This window comes from Agrococcus carbonis (assembly GCF_900104705.1).
Lineage (GTDB): Bacteria > Actinomycetota > Actinomycetes > Actinomycetales > Microbacteriaceae > Agrococcus > Agrococcus carbonis.
Genome location: NZ_LT629734.1, coordinates 19613 through 43437 on the forward strand (window position 1 = coordinate 19613; position 23825 = coordinate 43437).

A 23825-nucleotide genomic window follows, 5' to 3' on the forward strand; every position below is an offset into this window, starting at 1 on the left:
GATCAGTGCGCCGAGGTTCAGGGCCTTGCTGCTTGCGGCGGGAGCAGTCGGGGGATCAGCTTGACGTAGATGGCCATGCCGATGAGTTCGACGAGGGTCTGCGTCACGATGGCGGCAGCCGCGAGCCGGAGGTCTGGCGGAAGCGCGAGGGCGAGTGGGAGGACGACAAGCGAATTTCTGGTCGCACCGCTGAACACGAGCGCCCTGCTACGAGGGACGTCGAGGCGTGCAAGCCGCGCGACGCCGACACCGAGGGCGGCCATGACCGCAAGGAACGCGATGTAGATCGGCACGAGCTCAACCAGCAGGACTAGGTCGCGGGCGATCGCCGGCGTCTGCGACGCGATGACGACGAGCAGCACGAGCATCGTCAGCGGCACCATCGCGTGCAGCGCGCTGGCCGTGGCTGCGGCGGCGAGACGCACGCGCCGCGCGGCCCACTGGGTGAGCGTTGCAGCGCCGAGCGGGATCAGGATGAGGAGCACCATCGCCTCCATGAACGGTCCCGGCTCCACGCTCTCGGTCGCAACGGGGCCCGCGATGATGAACAGGTAGAGCGGCAAGAGAAGCAGCTGCACCACCATCAGCAGGGGAGTGGCAGCGAGCAGCCGCTCATGCGCGCCGCCGGCTGCGCCGGCGAACACGATCACGTAGTCGACACACGGGGTCAGCAGCACGAGCAGCACGCCGACCAGGAGCGCATCATCGTGCGCCACGAAGCGGGAAAGGCCGACGGCCACGACGGGCACGATGACGAAGTTCAGCACCAGCAGCGCGGTCAGGAATCGCACGTCGCGGAACCCGCGCGCGATCTCCGCAAAAGGCACCCCGAGGAAGGTGACGAACAGCAGCGCGGCGATGGCCGGGTTGATCGCGACCGCGAGCCGCTCGGAGCCCGGTGCCAGCAAGCCAAGCGCGATACCGGTGACGATCGCGGCGAGGTAGAAGAGGACTTGCTGGCGTTCCATCCATGACGCGAACGTCGGCGTGCTACTCGTCATCTGGCGAGTGGGCCGGAGTGCTCGGCGACCTCTACAACAACACCGGCTCGCGCGAATGTGCGCGAACGTGTTCCGCGCGTCAACCAGCAGGCACCCACGTACCTAAACCTAATGCTCGTAGCGGAGGACCTCTCGTGCCCACACTGACGACTCGACAAACTGCTTGCCGAGCGGAGCCACGATCGCTCGGGTGCCAGTCGTGTGCCCTGTTCTCGGTCGACGCTCACGGAACTCAAGGCTGAGATCGATAGCCTCGGGGCGACACACGCGAGGAGCATGGTGACCGATCAGTCCGCCCAGCCCTGGGATCACTCGCAGCAGGCGCAGCAGCCTCGGCCTTCCTCCAATCGGCGGATGCCGCACGGCCAGCAGCCCGCTGAGACGCAACCGCCGTGCGGCCGGCAGCCGCCTTACGGCGATGCTCCCGTCGGCTCAGCAGCGCTCGGTTACGGATACTCCGGCGAAGGCCAATCGCCCCATGGGCGGGCGCCCTACGGTCAGCCGCAAGACAGGGACGCCTTCCCGCGGCAGCTGGGCTTTGCGATGCATCCGCCCAAGAAGCCGGCACTGCTGGCTGCCACGCTGCCGATGGCGGGGAAGTCCTTCGCGCTGGTGCTTCAGCCGCTCGAGCAGCGCGTCGGTCGCTGGTTCCTGGCATGGGCGATCGCGATCGGCTTCTTCTTCGGGGGCCAGATCATCTCGCTCGCACTACTGATGCCGGGCATGGTCGCCTTCTTCCTGCAGCTCGACCCGACCGCGGCGCCGACCGACGAGGCCGAGCTCACGGCCGACCTGCTCGCCGAGGTGATCGGCTCGCCGCTGGGCATGGCCGGGGTGAACATGGCCTGGGCCGCGATGATCCCGGGCGTCATCGTCGCGTTGGCGGCGTTCGGCAAGGGCGCGGCCGGGTACGCCTCGAGTGTCGTCGGTCGCTGGCGCTGGGGCGCTGTCGGCCGCTCGGCGCTGCTGATCCTCCCCATCTTCGCGATCTACATCGGCGTCTCGCTCTGGATGGACCCGAGTGTCGAGTGGCAGTGGGATCCCAACTGGGGCCTCGTCGCGGTGGTGTTGCTGACCACGCCGCTGCAGGCGACCGGCGAGGAGTTCACATTCCGCGGGCTGCTGCCGCAGCTGATGGGCGGCTGGCTGCGCCACCGCTACGTGCCCGCGCTCGTCATGCTGCTGCCGGTGCTGACTGTGATCGTGCTGCAGCCAGCGACCTGGTACCTCTCGCTGCTCGCGCTGGTCGCCGCGGCGGTCGGGCCATGGGTGCTGCGTGGACCGCTGGGGAACGCGGTCTGGACCGGCCTTGCGACCGGGCTGCTGTTCGGCGCGATGCACACGCACCCGTCGATCGCGGCGACGCTGCAGCTCTCGCTGGTCGGCTTCACCTGCTCGATGCTCACCTACCGCACGGGTGGGCTCGAGGCGGCGTCGGTGCTGCACACCGCCAACAACGTCTTCATCATGGTTCCGCTCGCGCTCACCGGTGTCTCAGCGTTCTCATCCGCGCAGCCGGTCGCCGGCGAGGACTGGCTCTCTTTCGGTATCACCGCGCTGGCGCTCGGCCTCGCGTACCTCGCGGTGCACTTTGCCATGCGCGGGGCGCAGCGGTTTACGACGGGGGCGCCTGCTGCCGACTTGCTCGTGTCACAGCCGCGGCCGCCAATGGCGGCACCCGTCGTGACGCGCTGAGCCGCGTCGCACGCTGCCGAGGATTCAGCGATGAGCCTCGTCGCACGCTGCGAAAAGATTCGGCGCTGACCGGTGTCTCGAGCGACCTATGCATTGGATACGGGTGGGTGCGACGTCACACTTCGCGTCCACCACGTTCCTCCTCTGGTGCTCACCGAAATGCGCGACGGGCGGGCGAGGCGCCAGCACCAGCGAGCACGGTGAGCAGCGCTGCGATCGCGATGGCGACCTCGATCCCGCGGCCGAAACGGATGGCGGGCGTGACCGTGGCGGACAGCGGTAGCGTGGCGACCATCGCGCCCGGCTCGTACTGCGGCAGGCGTTGCAGGATGCTGCCGTCCGCGAGCACGATCGCGCTCGTGCCGACGGTGGAGATCATGACGAGCGACCGTCCACTCTCCATCGCACGCAGTCGCGCGATCGCGAGCTGCTGCACGTTCTGCGCACTGCCCTCGCCGAAGTCGGCGTTGTTCGACGGAACCAGGATCAGTTGCGCGCCACGATCGAGGACCATCTCGCGGGCGAGTGCATCATCGACGACGTCGAAGCAGATGGCCAGGCCCGCGCGGACGCCGCCGACATCGAAGACGTTCGCGCTGGCGGGGTCGATCGAGAAGTCCCGGGGGATCAGATCGAGGAAACCGAACGCATCCAGCACGGGGGCGAGCACGGCACGGCTCGGGAGGTATTCGGCAAACGGGACCGGGTGTCGCTTGTGATACACCGCGTCGACGCCTTCATCCCAGAGCAGCAGCGAGTTGTACGTCCGCGTGCCCTCGGTCGTCACCGCTCCCAGGATGATGGGGGCCGTGAACTGCCGCTGCAGGTCTTCCAGCAGCGCGATGGTCTGGGGGTTCGTCTGCGGCTCGCGTTCGCCTGCGTTCTCGGGCCAGACGAGCAGATCGAGATTCTCGCCGTCGAGGAGCGTGGTCGCGGCGGCATGCTCGGCGATGATCTGGCCTGGCTCGTAGGGGGCGAGCAGTCCTGCCTCCGACGCCCCCTGAGCAGCCCCCACCCGGATGGTCCCGTCGTACTCGACGGGGACGGCGGGCACGAGCGCGAGGATGGCTGCGACGGCTACGGGTGCGACGGCGCGGCGGGTCACGTGGGCCCGGGAAGCGGACCTCACCGTCACTGCGGCTGTGGCGCCGAGCAGGGCGATCGCGAACGTCAGGCCCGCGATCCCCGCCCAACCGACGACAGGTCCGAAGGGGCTGTCCGCCTGGGAGTAGGCGAGCCGCCCCCAGGAGAACCCACCCCAGGGGATGGTGGATGCGAGCAGCTCGCGCGTCGTCCACACGGCGGCGAGTCCGATGGTGGCGAGCACCGTCGAGAGCCACCTGGCTGCACGGACGAGTCGCCACACGGAGGCGCTCGCGATGCCGCCGAGCCCGAACCACGTCGCCATGACGATGGTGAGGCCGAGCAGCGGCGCGGGTCCGAGGTAGACCGTGATCCATGAGATGTGGACGGCGTACTGGGTCGCGCCCGTGATGAACCCCAACGCAAATGCGGCTCCCGGGGTGCGGCCGCGGACGGCCAGGAGTGCCAGGGCGACCCCGACCGGGGCGAATGGCCACAGGTCGTACGGCGACCCGGACGCGGCTATTGCTAACCCGCCGCCGGCCGCCAACAGTACCCGTGCGAGATGGACACGCGCCCGGTCGTCCTGGCCGAGAGTGGCGGCAACCCGATCGTGGCCGCTCACGCGGATGCGAGCGTCCGGACCGCGGGCGTGACGGATGCCGAGAGGATCGCTGGCCGCCGGGCGGCGAGCACGCCGTTGAGGATCACGATGGCCTCCGCGACCTCCTGGACCAGCACGACACCGCCGAACCCGAGCACGCGGGAGAGCGCGCGCGGGAAGTGGATCACGGCGATGAGCAACGCGAGGACGATGTTCGCGGCCCTGATGAGTCGGCCGTGACGCGCATGGCGGATGGCGGCGGGGATCAGTCGCTGGTCGCGGCCGGTGAAGGCGACGTGCGCGGACTCGATCGCGGCAACTGACCCTGTCGCGCCCGTCGCAATCCCCACGGTCGCTTCGGCGAGTGCCGGGGTGACGTTGATCCCGTCACCGATCATGGCCGTCCAGCGCCGCTCATGCCTTCGAGTGTGCGCTACGACAAGTTCGTGGACAGGTTGCGACACACGTGCGACAAGAACGTGGGATTACGACCACCTAGTTGGATCTGGGCGAGGGCCGTCGGCGTCGTTCAGGAGTGCTGGCGCGGGCGCGGGTCGCCCCGTGATGTGTTCCCAGCGAGTTATGGCATCGGCGTAGCGTCCCCAGCGCTGAGCAGTCCATCGATCAGGGACTACAGGGTCTCCGGCTCGCCGCTCCTGTTCGGTGAGCCAGCCGGTCTGTGGAGCGCGAAGTCGATGATCTGGTGTGCGAGAGCGCGATCGTCCCTCGTCTCGCTCGCACATGGTCGAGGGTTCCCCCGCCGCGTGAGGAATCTGTCGCCAGCGGGGTGCGGAACGGTGCACCGGGCGAGGGTGAAGATGCGGAAGCGTTGGTGGGGAGCGCCGACAAGGGAGGTCGGTAGGCCGACCCATTGATGGCGAGCTGGTCACCTGCCAGGTGCACGACTCCGACACCCGCCCAGAGCCCGCCCTCGTCGGTACGGGCGGCACCGCCCGGAGCCGCCCTTTCCGGTCTTCGCTCCGACCACCGCCCGAGGTCACACGCGTCTTGCAGATCGAGGTGGTGCGGGCACTACCGCGTCCGAGATCACCGGGTGCGGGTGCTCACCTACCCGGCAGGAGCGGAGGTGAGCATGACGGTTTCGATGCGTGTGATGTCGGCGGGCGACGGCTACAAGTACCTGCTCAAGACGGTCGCGGCTGCCGACGGCAACAGGCCGCTCTCGACGCCGCTCACTCGCTACTACATGAAGGAGGACACACCTCCTGGTCGCTGGATCGGCGCGGGAGTAGCGGCCCTCGGCAAGGGCGAGATTCATGTGGGCGACCGAGTATCGGAACACCAGCTCCAGCTCCTGATGGGGACCGGCCATGATCCGATCACCGACGAGCCGCTCGGGCGAGCGTTCCCGAACTACAAGAGCCCGGAAGAGCGGATCGAGGCGCGGATCGCTGACCTCGAACCGACGACGACGCCCGGCGCCAAGGGCGAGGCTGTCGCGCAGATCGTGGCCGAGGAGACTACCCGGAGCACACGGCGTGCGGTGGCGGGCTTCGACTTCACCTTCTCGATCCCGAAGTCCGCGTCAGTGTTGTGGGCGGTCGCCGATGCCGGGGTCCAAGCGCTGATCGCGGAGGCGCATCATCGCGCGGTTGCGGAGGTGGTTGCGTTCATGGAGCGCGAGGTTGCAGCCACCCGTACCGGCGCAACCGCCGGGGACGGCGCGGTTGCACAGGTCGATGTCACCGGGCTCATCGCGACCGCATTCGATCACTTCGACTCCCGCGCCGGCGACCCCCACCTCCACACGCACGTCGTCATCAGCAACAAGGCCAAGACCGTCCTCGATGGCAAGTGGCGCTCGCTCGACGGCAGACCGATGCACGCCGCCGTCGTCGCGCTCTCCGAACTACACGAAGCCGTGTTCGCCGACCAGATGACCCGAACATTCGGCGTCTCCTGGGAAGCGCGCGAGATGGGCCGCGACCGGAACCCAGCATGGGCGATCACGGGAGTTCCGGAAGGGCTGGTCACAGAGTTCTCTACCCGCGCCCGCCACATCGACGCCGAGAAGAACCGGCTCATCGCCGAGTACGTCGCCCAGCACGGACGCCAACCATCGAACGCGACGATCCTCAAACTGCGAGCCCAAGCCACACTCGCGACCCGCCCCGAGAAGCAGGTCCGATCCCTTGCTGACCTGACCGCCGAGTGGCGAACGCGAGCGAGCAAGACCCTGGGCCAGGACGCGACGTTGTGGGCGCGCGAGGTCACCGACAACGACAAGCCGATGCTCCTGCGTGCCGACGACGTGCCGCTCGACGTGATCAGCGAGCTGGGGCGTACGGTCGTCGCGGTGGTCGGTGAGAAACGGTCGACCTGGCGGCGATGGAATCTCATGGCCGAGGCATCCCGGCAGACGATGGGGTGGCGGTTCGCCACCATGCAGGACCGGGAAGCGATCGTCGCGATGATCGCCGACGCCGCCGAGCTCGTCTCGCTGCGGCTGACGCCACCTGAGCTCGCCACCTCGCCGGTCGTGTTCCGTCGCCCCGACGGCACCTCGGTGTTCCGTCCGAAGAGCTCGACCGTATTCACCTCCGAGTCCCAGCTCGCGGCCGAGGACAGACTCCTCGAACGAGCGGCCAACCTCGGCGGGTCGACGGTGACGCTTGCCACGGTCGAGAAGATCACGTACAGACCCGACGCGGACGGTCGGATGCTCGGCGATGACCAAGCCGATGCCTTGACCCGGATCGCGGTGTCGGGTCGGATGCTCGATATCCTCGTCGGTCCCGCGGGGGCGGGCAAGACAACCGCTATGAACGCGCTCCGCCGCGCGTGGGAAGCCGAGCACGGCTCCGGGGCCGTCGTCGGGCTCGCGCCATCAGCGGTCGCCGCCCAGGTCCTCGCCGACGACCTTGGAATCGAGACTGAGAACACCGCGAAGTGGTGGCAGAACCACCTCGTCCACGGCACCACGTTCGAGGCGGGACAGCTCGTCATCATCGACGAAGCCTCCCTCGCCGGCACCCTGTCACTGGACCGCATCACACACATCGCTCAAGACGCTGGCGCGAAGGTGCTGCTGGTCGGCGACTATGCCCAACTGCAATCCGTAGACGCCGGCGGCGCGTTCGCGCTGATCGCCAGGGACCGGGCCGACACCCCCGAACTGGTCGACGTTCACCGCTTCACCCACACCTGGGAGAAGACCGCCTCGCTGGAGCTACGCCACGGACGCACGGCGGCTATCGACACCTACCTCGCCCACGAGCGCATCGCGGAGGGCGACGGCGAGGCGATGGCCGACACGGCCTACAACGCCTGGCGTGCCGACCGGGACGCCGGGCTCGTCTCTGTGCTGATCGCCGAGACCCACGAAGACGTGACCACGCTGAACGGTCGCGCCCGCGCCGACCTGATCCTCAGCAAGACGCTGAACCCCGACCGCGAAGTCGAGCTGCGCGACGGCACCGCCGCAGGCGTCGGCGACACCATCATCACCCGACGCAACAACGGGAACCTCCGCACCCTGGCCGGGCGGGACTGGGTGCGCAACGGCGACATCTGGACCATCACCGCCGTCGGCGACGACGGGACCGTCGCCATCGCACGCGACTACGGGGCCGGCACAGCGGTCAAGGAAGACGGAACCATCACGTCTCGCAGGCGTGGCCGCAGGTTCGGTGGCAGCATCGTGCTTCCAGCCTCGTACGTAGGTGAGCATGTCGATCTCGGCTACGCAGTCACCGCCTACCGTGCGCAGGGCATCACTACGGACACGGCGCACGTGTTGGTCGAACCGACCTCGACGAGGGAGACCTTCTACGTCGCGATGACACGAGGGCGGCACGCGAACCACGCCTACGTGACTCTCGACCGCGCCGAAGACCACGGCCAGCCACACCCGGGCGACGACCCGCATGCCACTGCGCGAAGCGTGCTCTACGGCGTTCTGCAGCACAGCGCGGCCGAACTCTCTGCGCACGAGACCATCGTGACCGAGCAGGAGCAGTGGGGCTCCATCGCGCAGCTCGCCGCCGAGTACGAGACCATCGTCGCCGCAGCCCAGCACGACCGTTGGGCCGCTCTCGTCCGCGGCTCCGGGCTTACCGCGGAACAGGCCGAGAGCGCCGTCGAGTCCGATGCGTTCGGCCCGCTCGCGGCTGAACTCCGTCGTGCCGAAGCCAACCATCACAATGTCGAGGCGCTCCTCCCGCGCCTCGTGGCCGCGCGCGGATTCGGCGACGCCGACGACATCGCCGCCGTTCTCCACTACCGGGTCGACCGGGCGACCGCGCGTCCCGCACGCTCCGGCAGGACACGCAAGCCAGCGCGACTCATCGCCGGCCTCATCCCGCAGGCGCATGGTATCATCGACGCCGAGATGCGAGCAGCCCTTGACCAGCGAGAAGCGCTGATCGAGGCCCGTGCCGACGCCGTACTCGAAGCTGCGCTGACCGAGAGTGCACCGTGGACGAACGCCCTTGGAGCGCCTCCCGCCGACCGACGACGAGCCACAGCGTGGCGCAAGGCCGCACGCGTGATCGCCGCATACCGCGACCGCTACCGCGTCACCGACGACGCACCCCTCGGCACCCCGCCCGAGTCCGCCGCGCAGAAGATCGACGCCGCACGAGCACGAACTGCCCTCGATCGAGTTCGTGGCTTCATCGCTGAGGTGAGCGAAGTACCGCAGCATTCACAGGGACGCTATGGCGCCGAGCGCTCACTGTGAAGCGCGCCGACTGCCGTAGTCAACACGCATCCGGGAGAAGCACCTCTTCGATCACCCCTGCGCTAGCGGACGTACGTACACGAAGGGTAGGCACGTACCTTGCGCGGTGATCTTCACCAGTGATGGGATCGGAGTCATCCCACTCGTGGACGACCACGCGCAGGGTATTGGTGAGCCTCCCGATGAGCAGCGCAAGTGGGAACGGGCACCGTAGCAGGAGGTGCACCTCGGCGTTGGAGTTGTCGTTCGACAGGGCACGAATGTGCGCGGCAACGTCTGCGGCGATCAGGCCTGCATCAGAGGGGTCGAGTAGCGTGCCGCTCGCACTTGTGAGATGACGCCAAGCCGCGAGAAACGGTTCGTGGGCTTCGATGTACCGAACGAAGGCGGTGTCGCTGCGTTGCGGCAGGAGATCGACGTAGACGGCTACGGAGGGCCGGCCGGCTGTGATCGCCGAAGGACTTCGCCCCTCTCCTGCGACTTGTACTTGTGGTTGGGCGATGAACCGCGCCTCACCATCGCTCGCCCAGGTGGCGCCCTGTTGGTCAATCACGTCCATGTATCCGATACGAGACGATGGCAGGGCAGCCCCGACTGCGAAGGCCACGGAGAGATGAGCCCCTCCAGCGACACGTAGGCGATGTGCCCCAGAACGGGTCACTGCATCGGGGAGGAGACCGATGGTGTCCTTGAGGTCTTGGAGCCCGCCGACGCTCGGAAGCCGCTCATGAACAGAGGGTCGGAGCCGGATATCCAGTTCGTCGCCGGTCCGGTCATAGACCTGTGGCGTGTTCATGTGCTGGCGCTGCCGGGCCGTCCCGGTCCCGGACGTCTGCACCCGATGCGGCACCGAGGCCGAGTGCCGGTTCCAAGGCACTGATAGGGCGACCTGCCTCGCGTGCTACGCCGCCGCACGGATGGACACCTGCACCCGGTGCGGATCGAGGGGCGAGTGCAAGTTCGCAGCCACGGACAAGGCGATATGCCTGCCGTGCGACCGCCGTCCCGAGCCGTGCTCGCTCTGCGCCCGACTCACCGTGCCGAGAGCTCGAGACGCCGATGGCGCACCGATCTGCTGGGCATGCGTCCCCCAGAACATCGAGCGGTGCATCAACTGCGCGCTGCCCAAGCGGGTGAACGCGCGCACGACCGTCGGACCGCTGTGCCTCAGCTGCTCGACCAACAGCCCGCTGATGCATCGAGATTGCAAGCGATGTGGAACTCGAGCGCGCCTCCACCTGCGAAAGTGGTGCAGTCGCTGCTACGCCGACGACAAGCTCTATCGACTGCTGCCCGATGAACTCATCGCGGCCCGACCCGCCCTGGCTCGACTTCGGGAGCGCTGCCTCGCCGCCGATGCGCGCCGCACCCTGCGCGCCTTCCGACGCAACACCACCACAGCAAAGCTTGCCCTGGCCCTCTCGAGGACGGACACGCTAAGCCACGAGCTCCTCGACAGCCTCGGCAGTCTCGACGAGGTCGCACCGGTGCGCTCGCTCCTCGTTGAGAACGAGCTCCTGCCGCCACGTGACGAGCACCTCGTCCGCTTCGAGCGATGGTGCGCCGAAACGGCAGCCGGCATCACGAACGCTGCGCACCGCCGCGCCTTCGAGAGATTCGCGCGCTGGCGACCGCTACGACAGTTGCACGAGCAGGACCGCCCAGTCACACCGGGGCAGACCTCCGGCCGACGCGACGAGCTGCGGCAGGTCTTGAGTCTGCTCGCCTGGCTCACCGACCGGTCCGAGTCCATCACCCAGCTCGACCAAGCCAGACTCGACCTCTGGCTCTCGACGGGCACGACCCGCCGGGTTCGAACCGCCGCATTCCTGCGCTGGGCAGCGCGCAACCAGCTGTGCCCCCGACTCAGGGTGCCGCCGCAGCGCAAGTCGACCCTCACGCCGACCGGCTCGAGCGTTGAGGAGCGATGGGAGCTGCTCGAACGCCTGCTCCACGAACGGGCCATCGACCCGCGGACTCGTCTCGCCGGCGTGCTCGTGCTGCTCTACGGCACTCGGGTCGTGCAGCTGCGGCGACTGCGCGTCACCGACATCACCGGGGAAGCTGGGCGAGTTGCCATCCGGCTCGGTGCCGACCCACTCGATCTGCACGGCGCGATAGGCGAGCTGGCGGTAGAGGCTAGAGGACATCGAGAAGCGCCGCGGCTTCTCTCCGACGCAGGTGAGGATGACTGGCTGTTCCCCGGCCAATACCACGGCACCTCGATCTCTACGGACGCCCTCACCGACCGCCTCAACGCGGTCGGTGTGCGCGTGCGTGCTGCCCGAACCGGCGCGGTGGTCTCGCTCGTGCAGGAACTCCCGGCGCCGGTCGTGGCGCGGCTCACCGGCCTCTCGACCGCGACGTCCTGGGCGCAGGCAGTCGCCGTCAGCGACGGCCGCTACGCCGCCCGCACCGGCCTCTTCGACGATGGCGGCCCTTAGACTGTTTGCCGAGCCCCGGCCTACCTGCGCCGCTCTGGTTCGCGCCTGCAGCCGAGGATGATCCGCTCCTTGGGAGCGGAGGATGCCGAAGCGCTTGGGGCGCCGACGCAGCGCACTCCGGGGCCTGACACCCTCGCCATGTCGACGACGAATCGGACGGCGCGAGTGCCGATCGCAGTTCAGTGAGTGCTGTATAGTTCAGCATATGCTGATTATTGCTTCTCGTGTGGATGTGATGAACCGGTTGGGGCGCGCCATGTCCGACCCGACGCGATCCCGGATACTACTGACGCTGCTCGAGGCGCCGGCTCACCCCGCGGAGCTTGCCGAAGCTCTGGGGTTGACGCGCTCGAACGTGTCGAACCATCTGGCGTGCCTGCGCGACTGCGGCATTGCGGTCGCCATACCCGAGGGCCGGCAGACGCGATATGAGATCGCCGACCCGCACCTGTCGCGGGCACTGACCGCCCTGGTCGACACCACCCTGGCGGTCAACGAGGACGCACCCTGCCTCGACCCGGCCTGCTCGGTGCCCGGTTGCTGCGAGACGGGTGCGGGCGCATGATCCTGTCCTCGGTCCTGCAAGCGATCGGCTTGTTCCTCGCCACCAACATCGACGACATCATCATCCTCTCGCTGTTCTTCGCCCGAGGCGCCGGTGAGCGCGGCACCACCGCCCGCATCCTCATCGGGCAGTACCTCGGGTTCATCGGCATCCTCGGTGCGGCCGTGCTGGTGGCCCTGGGAGCCGGGGCGTTCCTGCCCCCGGAGGTCATCCCGTACTTCGGCCTCATCCCGCTGGGCCTGGGGTTGTGGGCCGCCTGGCAGGCTTGGCGCGGGGGCGACGACGACGACGACGACGCGAAGATCGAAGGCAAGAAGGTCGCCGTGTGGACCGTCGCCGCGGTGACCTTCGCCAACGGCGGAGATAACATCGGCGTCTACGTCCCAGTGTTCCTTAGCGTGGGCACGGCCGCCGTGATCGCCTACTGCGTCGTGTTCCTCGTGCTGGTGGCGGTGCTCGTGGGCTTGGCCAAGTTCGTTGCCACCCGCCGACCGATCGCGGAGGCGCTGGAGCGCTGGGAGCACATCCTGTTCCCGCTCGTCCTCATCGGCCTCGGCATCTTCATCCTGGTCAGCGGCGGAGCCTTCGGGCTCTGACTCGACCGGGGATGCTGCACCAAGGTGCGCATGACCCGTGCGGCACCACACAATCGAAACGGCGAAGGATGTACATCCATTGAATGCGGACCAGATGCCGTCAGAGGCCGCGGACCCGGACTTGCCGCGCGCACTGATCGCGGATGGCGATGTGACCCAGGCCACCGATGCGAGCGCGCCCTCGGCGGCGGCCGGCGCTACCGCCTCGCGATGGGACGGCCGACCACGTCGTCGAGCGGCCATGCTGGGATTCGTTGTGGCCCTCGTCGCGGGTTCGGTCGATCAGCTCACCAAGGTCTGGGCGGAGGCGACGCTCGCCCTAGGAGAGCGGCAGCCCTTGCTCGGCGACCTGCTCGCCATTCAGCTTGCCTTCAACCCCGGCGCGGCGTTCTCGCTGGGCGCCAGCGCCACCCCGATCATCACGGTCATAGCCATTGCCGGCTCCGCGGTCGCTGCTTGGCTCATCGGGAGGACGACGTCGCTGCCCTGGGCGGTGGGACTCGGACTGATCCTCGGTGGCGCCTTCGGGAACGTGGTCGATCGCCTGACACGAGCCCCTGGTCCGGGTAGGGGCCACGTCGTTGACTTCATCGCCTATGCCGACTGGTTCATCGGAAACGTCGCAGACGTCTTCGTCTTTGCTGGCTTGGCGCTGTGCGTGATCCTGGCGGCCAATGGCAAGCGAATGCGTCCCGAGCACGCGCCGCGGTCCACCTCCTAGCGGCACGAACTCCACCGACGCGGCGCCGAGCGCGCCAGCCGAGGCCGCTTTGAACGCTGGAGAGCGATGACGCCGCTGGCCCATCCTCCAGGAGCTTTGCCTGGCCCCGGAGACGGACCACTGAGGGAAGCTCCGTCGCCCTGAAATACCCCGGAACGAGAGCCTCGAATCTGACCGAGTCCGGAGCTATAGCGTCAAGTTGCTACAGCGCAGGTTGCCAGTCGAGATCATTGAGCGGTCGCGCGAGGAAAGATGTCGTGCCACGAGTCCACAGGACGTATGGCCGTCGGTCGCCAAGCTCGTCGAGCGCAGAGGGCCATTCCTTGTCGCCGGGGATCAGCGTGCCGATACCGGCGCGCTCGGCGTCGACGATGCGCTGCTCAAGTGTCTGAGCGTCTGAGCGCTCGAACTGGGCGCGCCACACCTGAGCGTCAACAGCACTGAGGCCTGTCACGGCGTCATCACGCTCGGCGAGTCGGAGCACCTCAAGCGCTCCCAGGTCGCCCAGGAGACGGCCTGTCACGGCGTCGTCTGGCTCGACGATCATCGACAGCAGCATCCGTGCTGTGCGCTCGTCCTGGACTACCTGGCTCAGGGTCGTCGTCATCGTCAGGTCCTCTCACTCGTATAGAGAGGTGCGCGCGGCGACGCGGGGAGCCCGAGGGCGAGGGTTCCATGAACGCCGACCCCGGCGTACAGTGGATGGTGAGGCAGGTTCTCCTCATATTGCGGGTCCTCCGGGACGGCCTTCGGGCACTCACACACGTTCTGCCTCCTCGACGGAGTAACACGTGTGACGAGAGGCCGTCATGTTCCGCCTTATCTGGACGCTCAGCGTTCACACTCGCGACTATCTGCACCGCTACATGCCGAGCAACCGGCTGCTCGCTGCCATCCGCACCCGTCGCGGACTCAAGTGGGGGATACCCGCGATGCTGGTCGCGCTTCCGTACATCCTGATCGCCAGCGTCTGCTCTGGCGCGGCAGCCGACGGCGGCCCCGGCTGGCTCCACCTAATCGTGCTGTGGGCCTGCTGGAACGCACTGAAGTTCATCATCATGGGACCCGTGAGCGTCGTCTTGCTCATCCGCGCGCGCCTGCGCGAGGCCGCGAACCGTCGTCACCAGCGCCGCGAAGCGGTCGCCGAAGCAGACACTCGTGTGCCGGTCCTTCGTTCCTAGGCTCAACCGCCCACGGCAGCGGATGCTGTGATGCTAGAACCACGGCGCCCGCCAGGCCGGATCACGACACCGTGCGAAGCGAGCGCTTGCCGGACTGCCTGAGGCCCCACCCCAACCTTCACGCCGACCTCTACCAGCGTCAACCCGCTGAGGTAGAGGTCGGCTGCTTCGTGGATGCGGGCAGGATCGAACCGCCCGCGGCGGATCGTCACCTCCCGACGGGTGAGGTGCATGGCGACCGTGCGGCGGTTCACTCCGAAGCGGGATGCCAACTCGACGAGCGTCGCGCCCTCGCGATACTGCGCTACCAAATCGTCGACCTGCTCCGGGCGAAGGAGGGTTTGAGCCATCCCAAGTGATCGCACCATCCGACCCCTGGAGTCGGAAACGGTAGGCTCGGAGGAACGCTGGTCGTGGTCGTAGAAGCCCCGTGACCTGCGCAAAGACAGAGTTTTCAGGTGTGGGCAGGGGTTCTCAAACTCTCTACGGAGGTCCACCAAAACCCCCTCCTGAGGAGGGGGTTTTCCGTCTCTTGATCTCATCGGCTCGGCTCGAGCAGCTGCCGACTGCGCGCGGCCCGTGGCAGTGGCCAGCAGCGGTCAGCGATGCGTGGCCGCAGCGATCTGCGCATCCGCCTGACGCTCAGCACGGCGCCTCCTGAGCAGCAAGGCGAACGCGGCGAGCAGAGCGCCGAGCACAGCGCCGATGGAGTTCGCGACCCAGTCGTCGACGGCGCATGAGCGGCCGATCTCAGGGACGAACGCCTGCACCATCTCGATCGCGGCAGACAGTGCGACGCCTGTTGCGGCGCCCCAAGCGGGCGACTGCTTCGCGACCGCGACGAAGAGCGTCGGGAGCACGAAGAGCGCGACGTTCGCCAGCGGTTCGGGCGCGAACACCTGCAGCTCGAGCTCGAACGTGCAGCCGACCTCGAGTGCACGGCCGGTGGGGTAGAGCGTCGCGGCAACTACCGCGACGAGGGCGACCGCGGCCAGCGCCCAGGCAACACGGGGCCTGCTTGCCAGCATCCACGCGAGCAGCAGTCCGACGATCGCCTCCGCTGCGAGGATCGCCGGCGCGAGCCAGACGTACGCAGCGAGGTAGGTGGAGAGCACCTACCGATCGTAGGGGCGGCGCATCGTCCCATCAGCAGGCGGTCGGGGCGCGCGAGATGCACGCTCTCAGCCGTCGACGACCATCGAGTCGTAGCCCGATCGGTAGTGGGGATGCGTCAGAGATCCGAGCAGCTCGAGCAGCAGCGTGCCGTCCAGGACGGTGCCGCTCGGCTCGGCGGGCTCGATCGCCGGAGGGTCGGCGACGCCGAGCAGGTCGGCCAGGTACGAGGCCACGTCCCCGAGCGGCGCCGGCGCCTGGTCGACCGCGTGCAGCGCGGCGGGCGGCGCGTCCACCGTCAGCATCGCGTGCAGGGCTCGCACGAGGTCGGTCTCGTGGATGCGGTTCGTGCGCCGAGCGCGCTGGATCGGGGTGCCCGCCGCGACCTGGCGGATGAGGAAGTCGCGGCCCGGGCCGTAGATGCCAGCGGGGCGCACGATGTGCGCGCCGAAGCGCTCGATCGCGAGCAGCTCGCCCTCCCGCAGGACGCGCGCTCGCTCGGAGCCCGGACGCGGCTCGTCCGCCTCGGTGATCGGGTCCGGGCCCTGCATGCCGTCGAACACGCGCGTCGACGAGACGAAGACGACGCGGCTGGGGATCGCTGGCAACGCCTGGGCGAGGTGCTCGAGCGGCAGCCGGTAGCCGTCGCCCGGCGGCAGCGTGATGACCATCGCGTCGGCCTGCGGCAGCGGCTCGGCCAAAGGGGCGGTGAGGTCGGCCGCGATCCGGGTGAACGACTCCGGCAGCGCCGATGGGTCTCGGCGGAGCGCGACCACCTCGGCGCCCTTGCGCACCAGACGCTCGCCGAGCCGCGTGCCGAGCTTCCCGCATCCGACCAGCAGCACCCGCGCGGGCACGCGACCTTCGGGGACCGTGTCGCTCATCGATCGCTCCTCGTCACCGTCCCATTGTCGCCGAGCGCGCCCGATCCGCCGCCGGAAGGCGGTCCAGAGCCAGACGCGCAGCATTCGCTCGCTGTACCCCGAAGTTCCGCTGGGCATCGCTCGTAGTTCCGGAATCCGGCCGCGACTGACCGACGGCCCGCTCCCGATGCTCGCAGTCGGGGGCGGGCCGTCTTGCGCGCTTCGGGGGACACCTGATCGCGGACACCGCGCGAACGCTGTCGGATAACCTGCGGTTCACCGGAAGCGCCCCGGGCGGTCGCCGGGGCGACAGTTCCGGTTCAGCGCGGCTCAACAGGCTCGTCGGGTGCCCGTCCAGAACCCGCATCGCCGACGCCAGCGGCGCCGCGATGCGCTGGTGTTCCTCGCCTTCGCGGGACCCAACCTGCTGCTGATCGCCGCGTTCATCTACTACCCCCTGCTGAGCAACGTCTACTACTCGACGCTCAATTGGCGGATGGGGTCGACGAGCGCCACGAGCGCCGGCCTCGACAACTACGTCCGGCTCTTCACCTCGCCCGCCGGCGCCGAGATGTGGCGCGTGACGATCACGTTCACGGTCGTCACGGTGCTCGCCTCCATGGTGCTCGGGCTGCTCGTCGCGCTCGCGCTCAACCACCGCATCCCGGGGGTCACGGGTGGGCGGACGGCGATCTTCGCGCCCTACGTGCTCTCGGGCGTGGGCGTCGGCATGGTCTGGAACTTCATCTTCGACCCGCAGATCGGCCTGCTCGGCCACGTGCTGCGGGCGCTCGGCGCGCGCTCGCCCGAGTGGTACCTCGACGGCGACCTCGCGCTCGTCATGGTGATGATCGTCTACGTCTGGAAGAACCTCGGCTTCTGCGCGGTCGTCTTCCTCGCGGGCCTGCAGTCGATCCCGAGCGACCTCATCGAAGCGGCGCGCATCGACCGCGCGGGCGCCCTCACGCGCTTCTTCCGCCTCACGCTGCCGCTGCTGTCGCCGACGGTGTTCTTCCTCACCGTCACGACCATCCTCAGCTCGATGCAGGCGTTCGACATCCTGAAGATCATGACGCCGTCGGGCAACGGCACGAACACGATCGTGTTCGAGCTGTACCTGCAGGGCTTCGGGCCGTACCAGAACGCCGGCTACGCCGCCGCGATCTCGGTCGTGCTCTTCGTCGTGCTCTTCGCCATCACCGCCTTCCAGATGCGGTTCGTCGAGAAGCGGGTGCACTACGCATGAGCTCCACCACCCGCACCGCCTCCCTCCGCACCCAATGGCGCCAGGCCTTCTCGCGCCGCAACCTCGCGGCGACCGTGCTCGGCGGCTACCTGCCGATCCTCATCGCGATGGCGATCATCGTCCTGCCGCTCGCGTGGATGGTCATCGCATCGTTCAAGCCGATCCCCGAGATCATCACGACGCAGCCGACCCTCTGGCCGCAGGCGCCGACGCTCGACAACTACCGCCACGTCGCCGACACCGTGCCGCTGCTGACCGTGCTCGGCAACAGCCTCATCGTCACGATCGTCGGCTCGGCCATCAAGGTCGTGCTCGCGATCACGACCGCGTACGCGCTCGTCTTCGTCGACTTCCGCTTCAAGAACGCCGTCTTCCTCGCGGTGCTCGTCGCGCTCATGGTGCCGCCGGAGGCCGCGCTGCTGCCGAACTACCTGACCATCTCGGCGCTCGGCGGCCGCAATACACTCTGGGGCATCATCCTGCCCGGCCTCGGCACGGCGTTCGGCACGTTCCTCCTGCGGCAGCAGTTCAAGACCCTCCCGAAGGAGCTCCTCGAGGCGGCCAAGCTCGATGGCGCCGGCCACCTCAAGCGGCTCTGGCGCATCGTCGTGCCCGTCTCGGCGCCCACCATCGCGACCGTCGCGCTCGTGACGATCGTGGGGGAGTGGAACAGCTTCATGTGGCCGCTCATCATCACCGACTCGGTGCACACGATGACGCTCCCGGTGGGGCTCAACCTGCTGCAGACGATCGAGGGGCAGACCGGCAGCTACGGCTACCTCATGGCCGGCGCCGTGCTCGTCATCCTGCCCGTGCTCGTCGTCTTCGCCGCCCTGCAGCGCTTCATCGTGAGCGGCCTCACGCAGGGCGCCGTGAAGTGACCTCGCCCCGAACGACCCCTGACCCCATCCCCACCCCACCCTCACCAAGGAGCACCATGTCCCACCGCATCCGCCCGACGCACGCGAAGCGCATCACCACCGCCGTCGCGGCGCTCGGCGTCGCGACCCTCGCCCTCACCGCGTGCGGCCCGACCGTCGGCGCCGGCACCGCCGACGCCGCGTCCGAGGTCGACTGGGCCTCGGTCGAGCCGGCCGAGTCGATCAGCTTCTGGACCAACCACCCCGGCGGTTCGCAGGAGATCGAGCAGCAGCTCGTCGAGGCGTTCACCGAGGAGACCGGCATCGAGGTCGAGATCGTGACGGCCGGCGCCAACTACGAGGAGGTCTCGCAGCGCTTCCAGACCGCGCAGACCTCGGGCGACGTCGGCGACCTCGTCGTGATGTCGGACGCCACGTGGTTCACCAACTACGTCAACGACTCGCTGCTCGCGCTCGACGACGTGTTCGCGGCAGCCGGCGGCGACAGCAGCACCTACAACGAGACCCTCTTCGACGACTACCTCTACGAGGACGCGCACTTCGCGGTGCCGTACGCGCGCTCCACGACGATCTACTACTACAACAAGGACCACTACGCCGAGGCGGGCCTGACCGAGGCGCCGACGACCTGGGACGAGGTGCGCGAGAACTCGCAGGCGCTCGTCGAGGCCGGCGTGACCGACATCGCCTTCAGCTTCCCGCCCGCATCCGACTACCCCGCGTGGATGATGAACAACCTCGTCTGGGGCTACGGCGGCGGATGGTCCGACGAGTGGGACGCGAGCGCCATCACGGGCGAGGGCACCGTCGAGGCCGTGCAGTTCGCGCAGGACGCCGTGCAGGACGGCTGGGCCAACGTCTCGAGCAACTCGCCCGCGGATGACTTCGCGGCTGGCGCCACGAGCCAGTTCATCGGCTCGACCGGCTCGCTCGGCGGCGTCACCGAGGCGGCCTCGTTCGAGGTGGGCGTCGCGTTCCTCCCCGGCGGCCCCGTCGAGCAGGAGCTCGTCGTGCCCACCGGCGGCGCCGGCATCGCCATCTCGGCGGCATCGACGCCTGAGGAGCAGCTCGCCGCCGCGATGCTCGCCGACCACCTGACGAGCGCCGAGAGCACCGTTGCGTTCTCTGCCGAGACCGGCTACGTGCCGGTGCGCACCGACGCCGACGCGTCGTCGCTCTACGAGGCCAACCCCAACTTCCAGGTGGCCGTCGACCAGCTCAACACCCGCACCCGCACGCAGGACTTCATGCGCGTCTTCCTGCCCGGCGGCGACCTCGCCCTCGCGACGGCGCTGCAGCAGATCCTGACGACGGATGCGGATGTCGCCGAGTCGCTCGCGGCCCTGCAGGCAGAGCTCGAGGGCCTCTACGAGGACAACCTGGCCTCGCAGCTCGAGGGCTGACGCACCACCTGAGGAGGAAGCACACACCATGGTCAACGTCTCGCTGACTGACGTCACGCTCACCTACCCCGGGGCCTCGCGGCCGTCGATCGACGGCATCGACCTCGAGATCGAGCACGGCGAGCTGCTCGTGCTGGTCGGCCCCTCGGGGTGCGGCAAGTCGACGACGCTCCGCGCGCTCGCCGGTCTCGAGTTCCCCGAGTCGGGCACGATCGCGTTCGGCGATCGCGACGTCACGGGCGTCGACGGCAGCCAGCGAGACGTCGCCATGGTGTTCCAGAGCTACGCGCTCTACCCGCACATGACGGTGGCCGGCAACATGGAGTTCTCGCTCAAGAACACCAAGGTGCCGGCCGCCGAGCGGCAGCGGCTCGTCAGCGAGGCGGCCGCGCTGCTCGAGCTCGACCAGCTGCTCGACCGCAAGCCACGCGAGCTCTCCGGCGGCCAGCGCCAGCGCGTGGCGATGGGTCGCGCGATCGTGCGCCGCCCCTCCGTCTTCCTGATGGACGAGCCGCTGTCGAACCTCGACGCGAAGCTGCGCGTGCAGACGCGCGGGCAGATCGCCGCGCTCCAGCGCACGCTCGACGTCACGACCGTGTACGTCACGCACGATCAGACCGAGGCGATGACGATGGGCGATCGCGTCGTCGTCATGCACCAGGGGCGCATCGAGCAGGTCGGCACGCCGCGCGAGCTCTACGACGAGCCCGAGACGCTCTTCGTCGCCGGCTTCATCGGCTCGCCGCAGATGAACCTCGTCGAGGGGTCGTGGTCGGATGCGTCGGGCGCGCACGTCGAGGATCTCGCGCTGCCGTTCCGGGCCGCAGCGCCGCACGCGGGCACCGCGCTCACCTACGGCATCCGCCCCGAGGACCTCGAGCTCGTGCCGCACCCGGGCGACGACCCCGCGCTCGTGCGGCTGGTGGTCGACCTCGTCGAGGAGCACGGCTCCGACACCTACGTCTACGGCACCGGGCACGGCGCGCGCTGGACCGCACGCCTGCCGAAGGGTGCGAGGCCCGCGATCGGCGAGCGGCTCGCCTTCGCCGTACGCACATCGAGCGTGCTCGCCTTCGAGCCCACGACGGGCCACCGCATCCGCTGACCGCGCGCCGCTCGGGCGCCGCGCCGCGCGGCGTCGCGAGCGCGGCTACCGCTTCGTCGCGGAGAGGCGCTCGACGATGCCCGCGATGCGTCGCGCCGATTCGTCGATCTCGAAGCCGTGCGCCTCGACGAGCGGCAGCGGTCGCCGCGTGAAGTGCTCGCCCGCGAGCGGGATCGAGCAGCGCTCGGCGAGCCACTGGACCGCCCGGATCGGCGGCCACGTGCTCGGCACGTGGTCGAGCAGCAGCAGGCGGCCGCCCGGCACGAGCACACGGCGCATCTCGGCGATGGCGCGCTCGGGGGAGGGGATGCTGCAGAGCGCGAGCGCGCACGCGACCGTCTCGAAGGAGGCGTCCGGGAACGGCAGCCGCTCCGCATCCCCCTCGACGAGGTCGACGCTCATGCCGAGCCGGGCGGCGCGGGCGCGGGACAGGCCGAGCATCGCGGGGCTGAGGTCGATGCCCGTGATGCGCGCGCCGACCGGGTAGTGGGGCAGGCTCGCACCGGAGCCGATCGCCACCTCGAGCACGCTCCCGGTCGCGCGACGGCCGAGCCACGCGCGGTCGGCCGCGAGCCACCGCTCGTTGCGGGTCATCATCCGGTCGTAGCCGGCGGCAGCGCGATCCCAGACGCGGCGCTGCTTCGCTGTGGCCGACGCCTCGTCTCCTGCGGTGCTCACCCATCCATCATGCTCCAGCGGGCGCCGACGGGCGCGGATGGGCGCCGTGCGTGAGAGGATCGGTCGTCCCTCGCCCGGCTCCCGCAGGATGATCGCCCATGACGCAGCTCTCACGGCGCGAGCGCGCACGCCGGTGGCACGACCGCTTCCTCGTGGAGGAGCGGCATCTCGAGCCCGCGGCCCGACGACGCTTCTATGCCACGGCGGCGACGATGATCGCGGTGGGCCTCGTCCTCTTCGTCGCGCTGCTCGTCGGCGTCGTCACCGGCTCCGGGCTCGCGTCGTTCGACGCGCCTGTCGAAGACTGGGTCGACGACCGGCGCACACCCGACACGACCGCCTTCATGGCCGTGCTCGCGTTCGTCTTCGGGCCGGTCGCGCTGCCGGTCATCGTGCTCGCGGTCGTCGTCGTCTGGGGGCTCACCGCGAAGCACCTGTGGCGGCCGCTGCTGCTCGCCGCCGGCATGCTCACGGGCGTCGCGCTCGCGCTCATCATCGCGCCGATCGTGCAGCACCCGCGGCCCCCGGTCGCCGAGATGCTGCTCGGCCCCGACCACACGTTCTCGTTCCCCTCCGGGCACGTGCTCGGCGCCGCCGACTTCTTCCTGCTGCTCGCCTTCCTGCTCGCGAGCCGCCGCTCGCGCACGTGGTTCACGGTGCTCGCGGTGACCGTCGCGATCGTCATGGTCGTCGCGCAGGCGGCTGGCCGCATCTACCTCGGCTACCACTACGTGAGCGACACCGCCGCGTCGGTCGCACTGTCGCTCGTGATCGTCGGCGCCGTCATCGCGATCGACACGCACCGCACGGTGCGGGCGCCGGGCGAGCCGCTCGAGTCGCGCACGATCACCGGCGACGCCTGACCGCGCCGGCGGCTGCGGCCTGCGAGGATCGCTCCATGCGCGCCCTCCTGCTCGACGCCGCCCGTGCCGTGCCCGCCGTCCGCGACGTCGCGCATCCGTCGCCGCCGCCCGGGGGCGTCGTCGTCGAGGTGCGCGCGACCGGGCTCTGCCGCAGCGACTGGCACGCGTGGGCCGGGCACGACGACGGCGTCGCATTCCCGCACGTGCCCGGGCACGAGCTCGCCGGAGTCGTGTCGGCGGTCGGCGAGGGCGTCGAGCGCTGGAGCGTCGGCGATCGCGTGACCGTGCCCTTCGTGTGCGGCTGCGGGCGCTGCGCGTGGTGCCTCGCGGGCGACGCGCAGGTGTGCCCCGAGCAGCAGCAGCCGGGCTTCACCCACTGGGGCTCGTTCGCCGAGCACGTCGCGCTGCACGCGGCCGACGCCAACCTCGTCGCGATCCCCGACGGCGTCGACTTCGCCACCGCGGCGAGCCTCGGCTGCCGCTTCGTGACCGCCTACCGGGCGCTCGTCGGCCGCGCGCGCGTCGCGGCGGACGAGTGGGTGACCGTCGTCGGCGCGGGCGGCGTGGGGCTCAGCGCCGTCATGATCGCGCGGGCGCTCGGCGCGCGGCCGATCGCCGTCGATCGCAACCCGGCGGCGCTCGAGCTCGCCGCGCGGCTCGGGGCCGAGGCGACCGTGCTCGTCGACGGGCGCGACGTGCCGGCGGCCGTCGCGGCGCTCACGGACGGCGGCAGCCACGTGTCGGTCGACGCGGTCGGCAGCGAGCAGACGGCGTCGGATGCGGTGCTGAGCCTGCGTCGCCGCGGCCGGCACGTGCAGGTCGGCCTCGTGCCGCCGGTCGACGGCCACCCGCGGGTGCCGCTCGACCGCGTGATCGCGTGGGAGCTCGACGTGCTCGGCAGCCACGGCATGGCGGCGCGCGACTACCCCGGGATGCTCGCGCTCATCGAGCAGGGCGTGCTCGAGCCGCAGCGGCTCGTCGAGCGCACCGTCGGGCTCGCCGAGGCGGGCGCGCTGCTGCCGGGCTTCGACCACTCGTCGGCGACGGGCATCACGATCGTCGACCCGCGGCTGCCGTGACG

Annotated in this window: 22 protein-coding genes; 13 read left to right on the forward strand and 9 right to left on the reverse strand. The window is 69.4% G+C overall.

The features are described 5' to 3' along the window. Positions 1 to 17 precede the first annotated feature (17 nt). Positions 18 to 968: an arsenic resistance protein gene (locus BLT67_RS00100; protein WP_197674424.1), complete on the reverse strand. Its 951-nt coding sequence runs from the start codon at positions 966 to 968 to the stop codon at positions 18 to 20. Positions 969 to 1277: 309 nt separating this feature from the next. Here BLT67_RS00100 and BLT67_RS00105 point away from each other — a divergent pair, with 309 nt between their 5' ends. Next, entirely contained in the window at positions 1278 to 2696 is a 1419-nt protein-coding gene (locus BLT67_RS00105; protein ID WP_157674058.1) for a CPBP family intramembrane glutamic endopeptidase, read from the forward strand. Between the two features lie 151 nt (positions 2697 to 2847). Here the strand turns inward: BLT67_RS00105 and lnt are convergent, their stop codons facing one another. Together lnt and BLT67_RS00115 are read right to left on the reverse strand one after the other, a co-directional pair. Further along, positions 2848 to 4404, reverse strand: a complete 1557-nt coding sequence (lnt, locus tag BLT67_RS00110) for an apolipoprotein N-acyltransferase (protein ID WP_157674060.1) — start codon at positions 4402 to 4404, stop codon at positions 2848 to 2850. Beyond that, positions 4401 to 4847 (reverse strand): heavy metal translocating P-type ATPase, encoded by a 447-nt coding sequence (locus BLT67_RS00115; protein ID WP_172801946.1) that lies wholly within the window; start codon positions 4845 to 4847, stop codon positions 4401 to 4403. The genes lnt and BLT67_RS00115 overlap by 4 nt, the downstream gene beginning before the upstream one ends. Before the next feature lie 629 nt (positions 4848 to 5476). Here BLT67_RS00115 and mobF point away from each other — a divergent pair. Next, positions 5477 to 9085 carry a MobF family relaxase gene (gene mobF, locus BLT67_RS00120; RefSeq protein ID WP_092667427.1) on the forward strand — a complete coding sequence of 1203 codons (3609 nt, stop codon included), beginning with the start codon at positions 5477 to 5479 and terminating at the stop codon, positions 9083 to 9085. 19 nt (positions 9086 to 9104) lie between these two features. Here the strand turns inward: mobF and BLT67_RS00125 are convergent, their stop codons facing one another. Further along, on the reverse strand, positions 9105 to 9881 hold the full coding sequence (locus BLT67_RS00125; RefSeq protein WP_231945518.1) for an SAVED domain-containing protein: 777 nt from the start codon (positions 9879 to 9881) through the stop codon (positions 9105 to 9107). Between the two features lie 337 nt (positions 9882 to 10218). Between BLT67_RS00125 and BLT67_RS00135 the strand changes: the two genes are divergently transcribed. The 4 genes from BLT67_RS00135 (at position 10219) to BLT67_RS00150 (ending at position 13411) form a co-directional block, all read left to right on the forward strand. Next, positions 10219 to 11529: a hypothetical protein gene (locus tag BLT67_RS00135; protein ID WP_157674062.1), complete on the forward strand. Its 1311-nt coding sequence runs from the start codon at positions 10219 to 10221 to the stop codon at positions 11527 to 11529. 205 nt (positions 11530 to 11734) lie between these two features. Continuing rightward, positions 11735 to 12094, forward strand: coding sequence for a Cd(II)/Pb(II)-sensing metalloregulatory transcriptional regulator CmtR (gene cmtR / locus BLT67_RS00140; RefSeq protein WP_021009749.1), 360 nt, complete (start codon positions 11735 to 11737; stop codon positions 12092 to 12094). Continuing rightward, positions 12091 to 12690, forward strand: coding sequence for a cadmium resistance transporter (locus tag BLT67_RS00145; protein WP_092664530.1), 600 nt, complete (start codon positions 12091 to 12093; stop codon positions 12688 to 12690). The genes cmtR and BLT67_RS00145 overlap by 4 nt, the downstream gene beginning before the upstream one ends. Before the next feature lie 79 nt (positions 12691 to 12769). Further along, positions 12770 to 13411, forward strand: coding sequence for a signal peptidase II (locus tag BLT67_RS00150; RefSeq protein WP_231945519.1), 642 nt, complete (start codon positions 12770 to 12772; stop codon positions 13409 to 13411). 202 nt (positions 13412 to 13613) lie between these two features. On the opposite strand, the gene BLT67_RS00155 is transcribed toward BLT67_RS00150, so the two are convergent. Beyond that, positions 13614 to 14018 (reverse strand): DNA processing protein DprA, encoded by a 405-nt coding sequence (locus BLT67_RS00155; protein WP_021009746.1) that lies wholly within the window; start codon positions 14016 to 14018, stop codon positions 13614 to 13616. 202 nt (positions 14019 to 14220) lie between these two features. Between BLT67_RS00155 and BLT67_RS00160 the strand changes: the two genes are divergently transcribed. Then, on the forward strand, positions 14221 to 14592 hold the full coding sequence (locus tag BLT67_RS00160; protein WP_021009745.1) for a hypothetical protein: 372 nt from the start codon (positions 14221 to 14223) through the stop codon (positions 14590 to 14592). A 2-nt stretch (positions 14593 to 14594) separates the two neighbouring features. On the opposite strand, the gene BLT67_RS00165 is transcribed toward BLT67_RS00160, so the two are convergent. The 3 genes from BLT67_RS00165 to BLT67_RS00175 form a co-directional block, all read right to left on the reverse strand. After that, complete coding sequence (locus tag BLT67_RS00165; protein ID WP_021064891.1) at positions 14595 to 14942, reverse strand: hypothetical protein; 348 nt, start codon at positions 14940 to 14942, stop codon at positions 14595 to 14597. A gap of 249 nt (positions 14943 to 15191) precedes the next feature. Then, on the reverse strand, positions 15192 to 15707 hold the full coding sequence (locus BLT67_RS00170) for a VanZ family protein (RefSeq protein WP_092664533.1): 516 nt from the start codon (positions 15705 to 15707) through the stop codon (positions 15192 to 15194). A gap of 66 nt (positions 15708 to 15773) precedes the next feature. Continuing rightward, the gene (locus BLT67_RS00175; protein WP_092664536.1) at positions 15774 to 16589 is read right to left on the reverse strand and encodes a sugar nucleotide-binding protein; all 816 of its coding nucleotides are present in this window, start codon (positions 16587 to 16589) and stop codon (positions 15774 to 15776) included. A gap of 325 nt (positions 16590 to 16914) precedes the next feature. On the opposite strand from BLT67_RS00175, the gene BLT67_RS00180 reads away from it, so the two are divergent. Genes BLT67_RS00180 through BLT67_RS00195 form a run of 4 tightly spaced genes read left to right on the forward strand, consistent with a single transcriptional unit; the run spans position 16915 to position 21203 of the window. Next, the gene (locus tag BLT67_RS00180; protein WP_092664539.1) at positions 16915 to 17814 is read left to right on the forward strand and encodes a carbohydrate ABC transporter permease; all 900 of its coding nucleotides are present in this window, start codon (positions 16915 to 16917) and stop codon (positions 17812 to 17814) included. Then, the gene (locus BLT67_RS00185) at positions 17811 to 18695 is read left to right on the forward strand and encodes a carbohydrate ABC transporter permease (protein WP_092664542.1); all 885 of its coding nucleotides are present in this window, start codon (positions 17811 to 17813) and stop codon (positions 18693 to 18695) included. The genes BLT67_RS00180 and BLT67_RS00185 overlap by 4 nt, the downstream gene beginning before the upstream one ends. 56 nt (positions 18696 to 18751) lie before the next feature. Next, positions 18752 to 20098 (forward strand): ABC transporter substrate-binding protein, encoded by a 1347-nt coding sequence (locus BLT67_RS00190; RefSeq protein WP_092664545.1) that lies wholly within the window; start codon positions 18752 to 18754, stop codon positions 20096 to 20098. A 28-nt stretch (positions 20099 to 20126) separates the two neighbouring features. Beyond that, on the forward strand, positions 20127 to 21203 hold the full coding sequence (locus tag BLT67_RS00195; RefSeq protein WP_092664548.1) for an ABC transporter ATP-binding protein: 1077 nt from the start codon (positions 20127 to 20129) through the stop codon (positions 21201 to 21203). Positions 21204 to 21248: 45 nt separating this feature from the next. Here BLT67_RS00195 and BLT67_RS00200 read toward each other — a convergent pair whose 3' ends face one another. After that, complete coding sequence (locus tag BLT67_RS00200; protein WP_231945520.1) at positions 21249 to 21881, reverse strand: class I SAM-dependent methyltransferase; 633 nt, start codon at positions 21879 to 21881, stop codon at positions 21249 to 21251. Positions 21882 to 21979: 98 nt separating this feature from the next. Between BLT67_RS00200 and BLT67_RS00205 the strand changes: the two genes are divergently transcribed. Further along, positions 21980 to 22744, forward strand: coding sequence for a phosphatase PAP2 family protein (locus BLT67_RS00205; protein WP_092664552.1), 765 nt, complete (start codon positions 21980 to 21982; stop codon positions 22742 to 22744). Between the two features lie 35 nt (positions 22745 to 22779). After that, on the forward strand, positions 22780 to 23823 hold the full coding sequence (locus BLT67_RS00210; protein ID WP_092664556.1) for an alcohol dehydrogenase catalytic domain-containing protein: 1044 nt from the start codon (positions 22780 to 22782) through the stop codon (positions 23821 to 23823). Positions 23824 to 23825 lie beyond the last annotated feature (2 nt).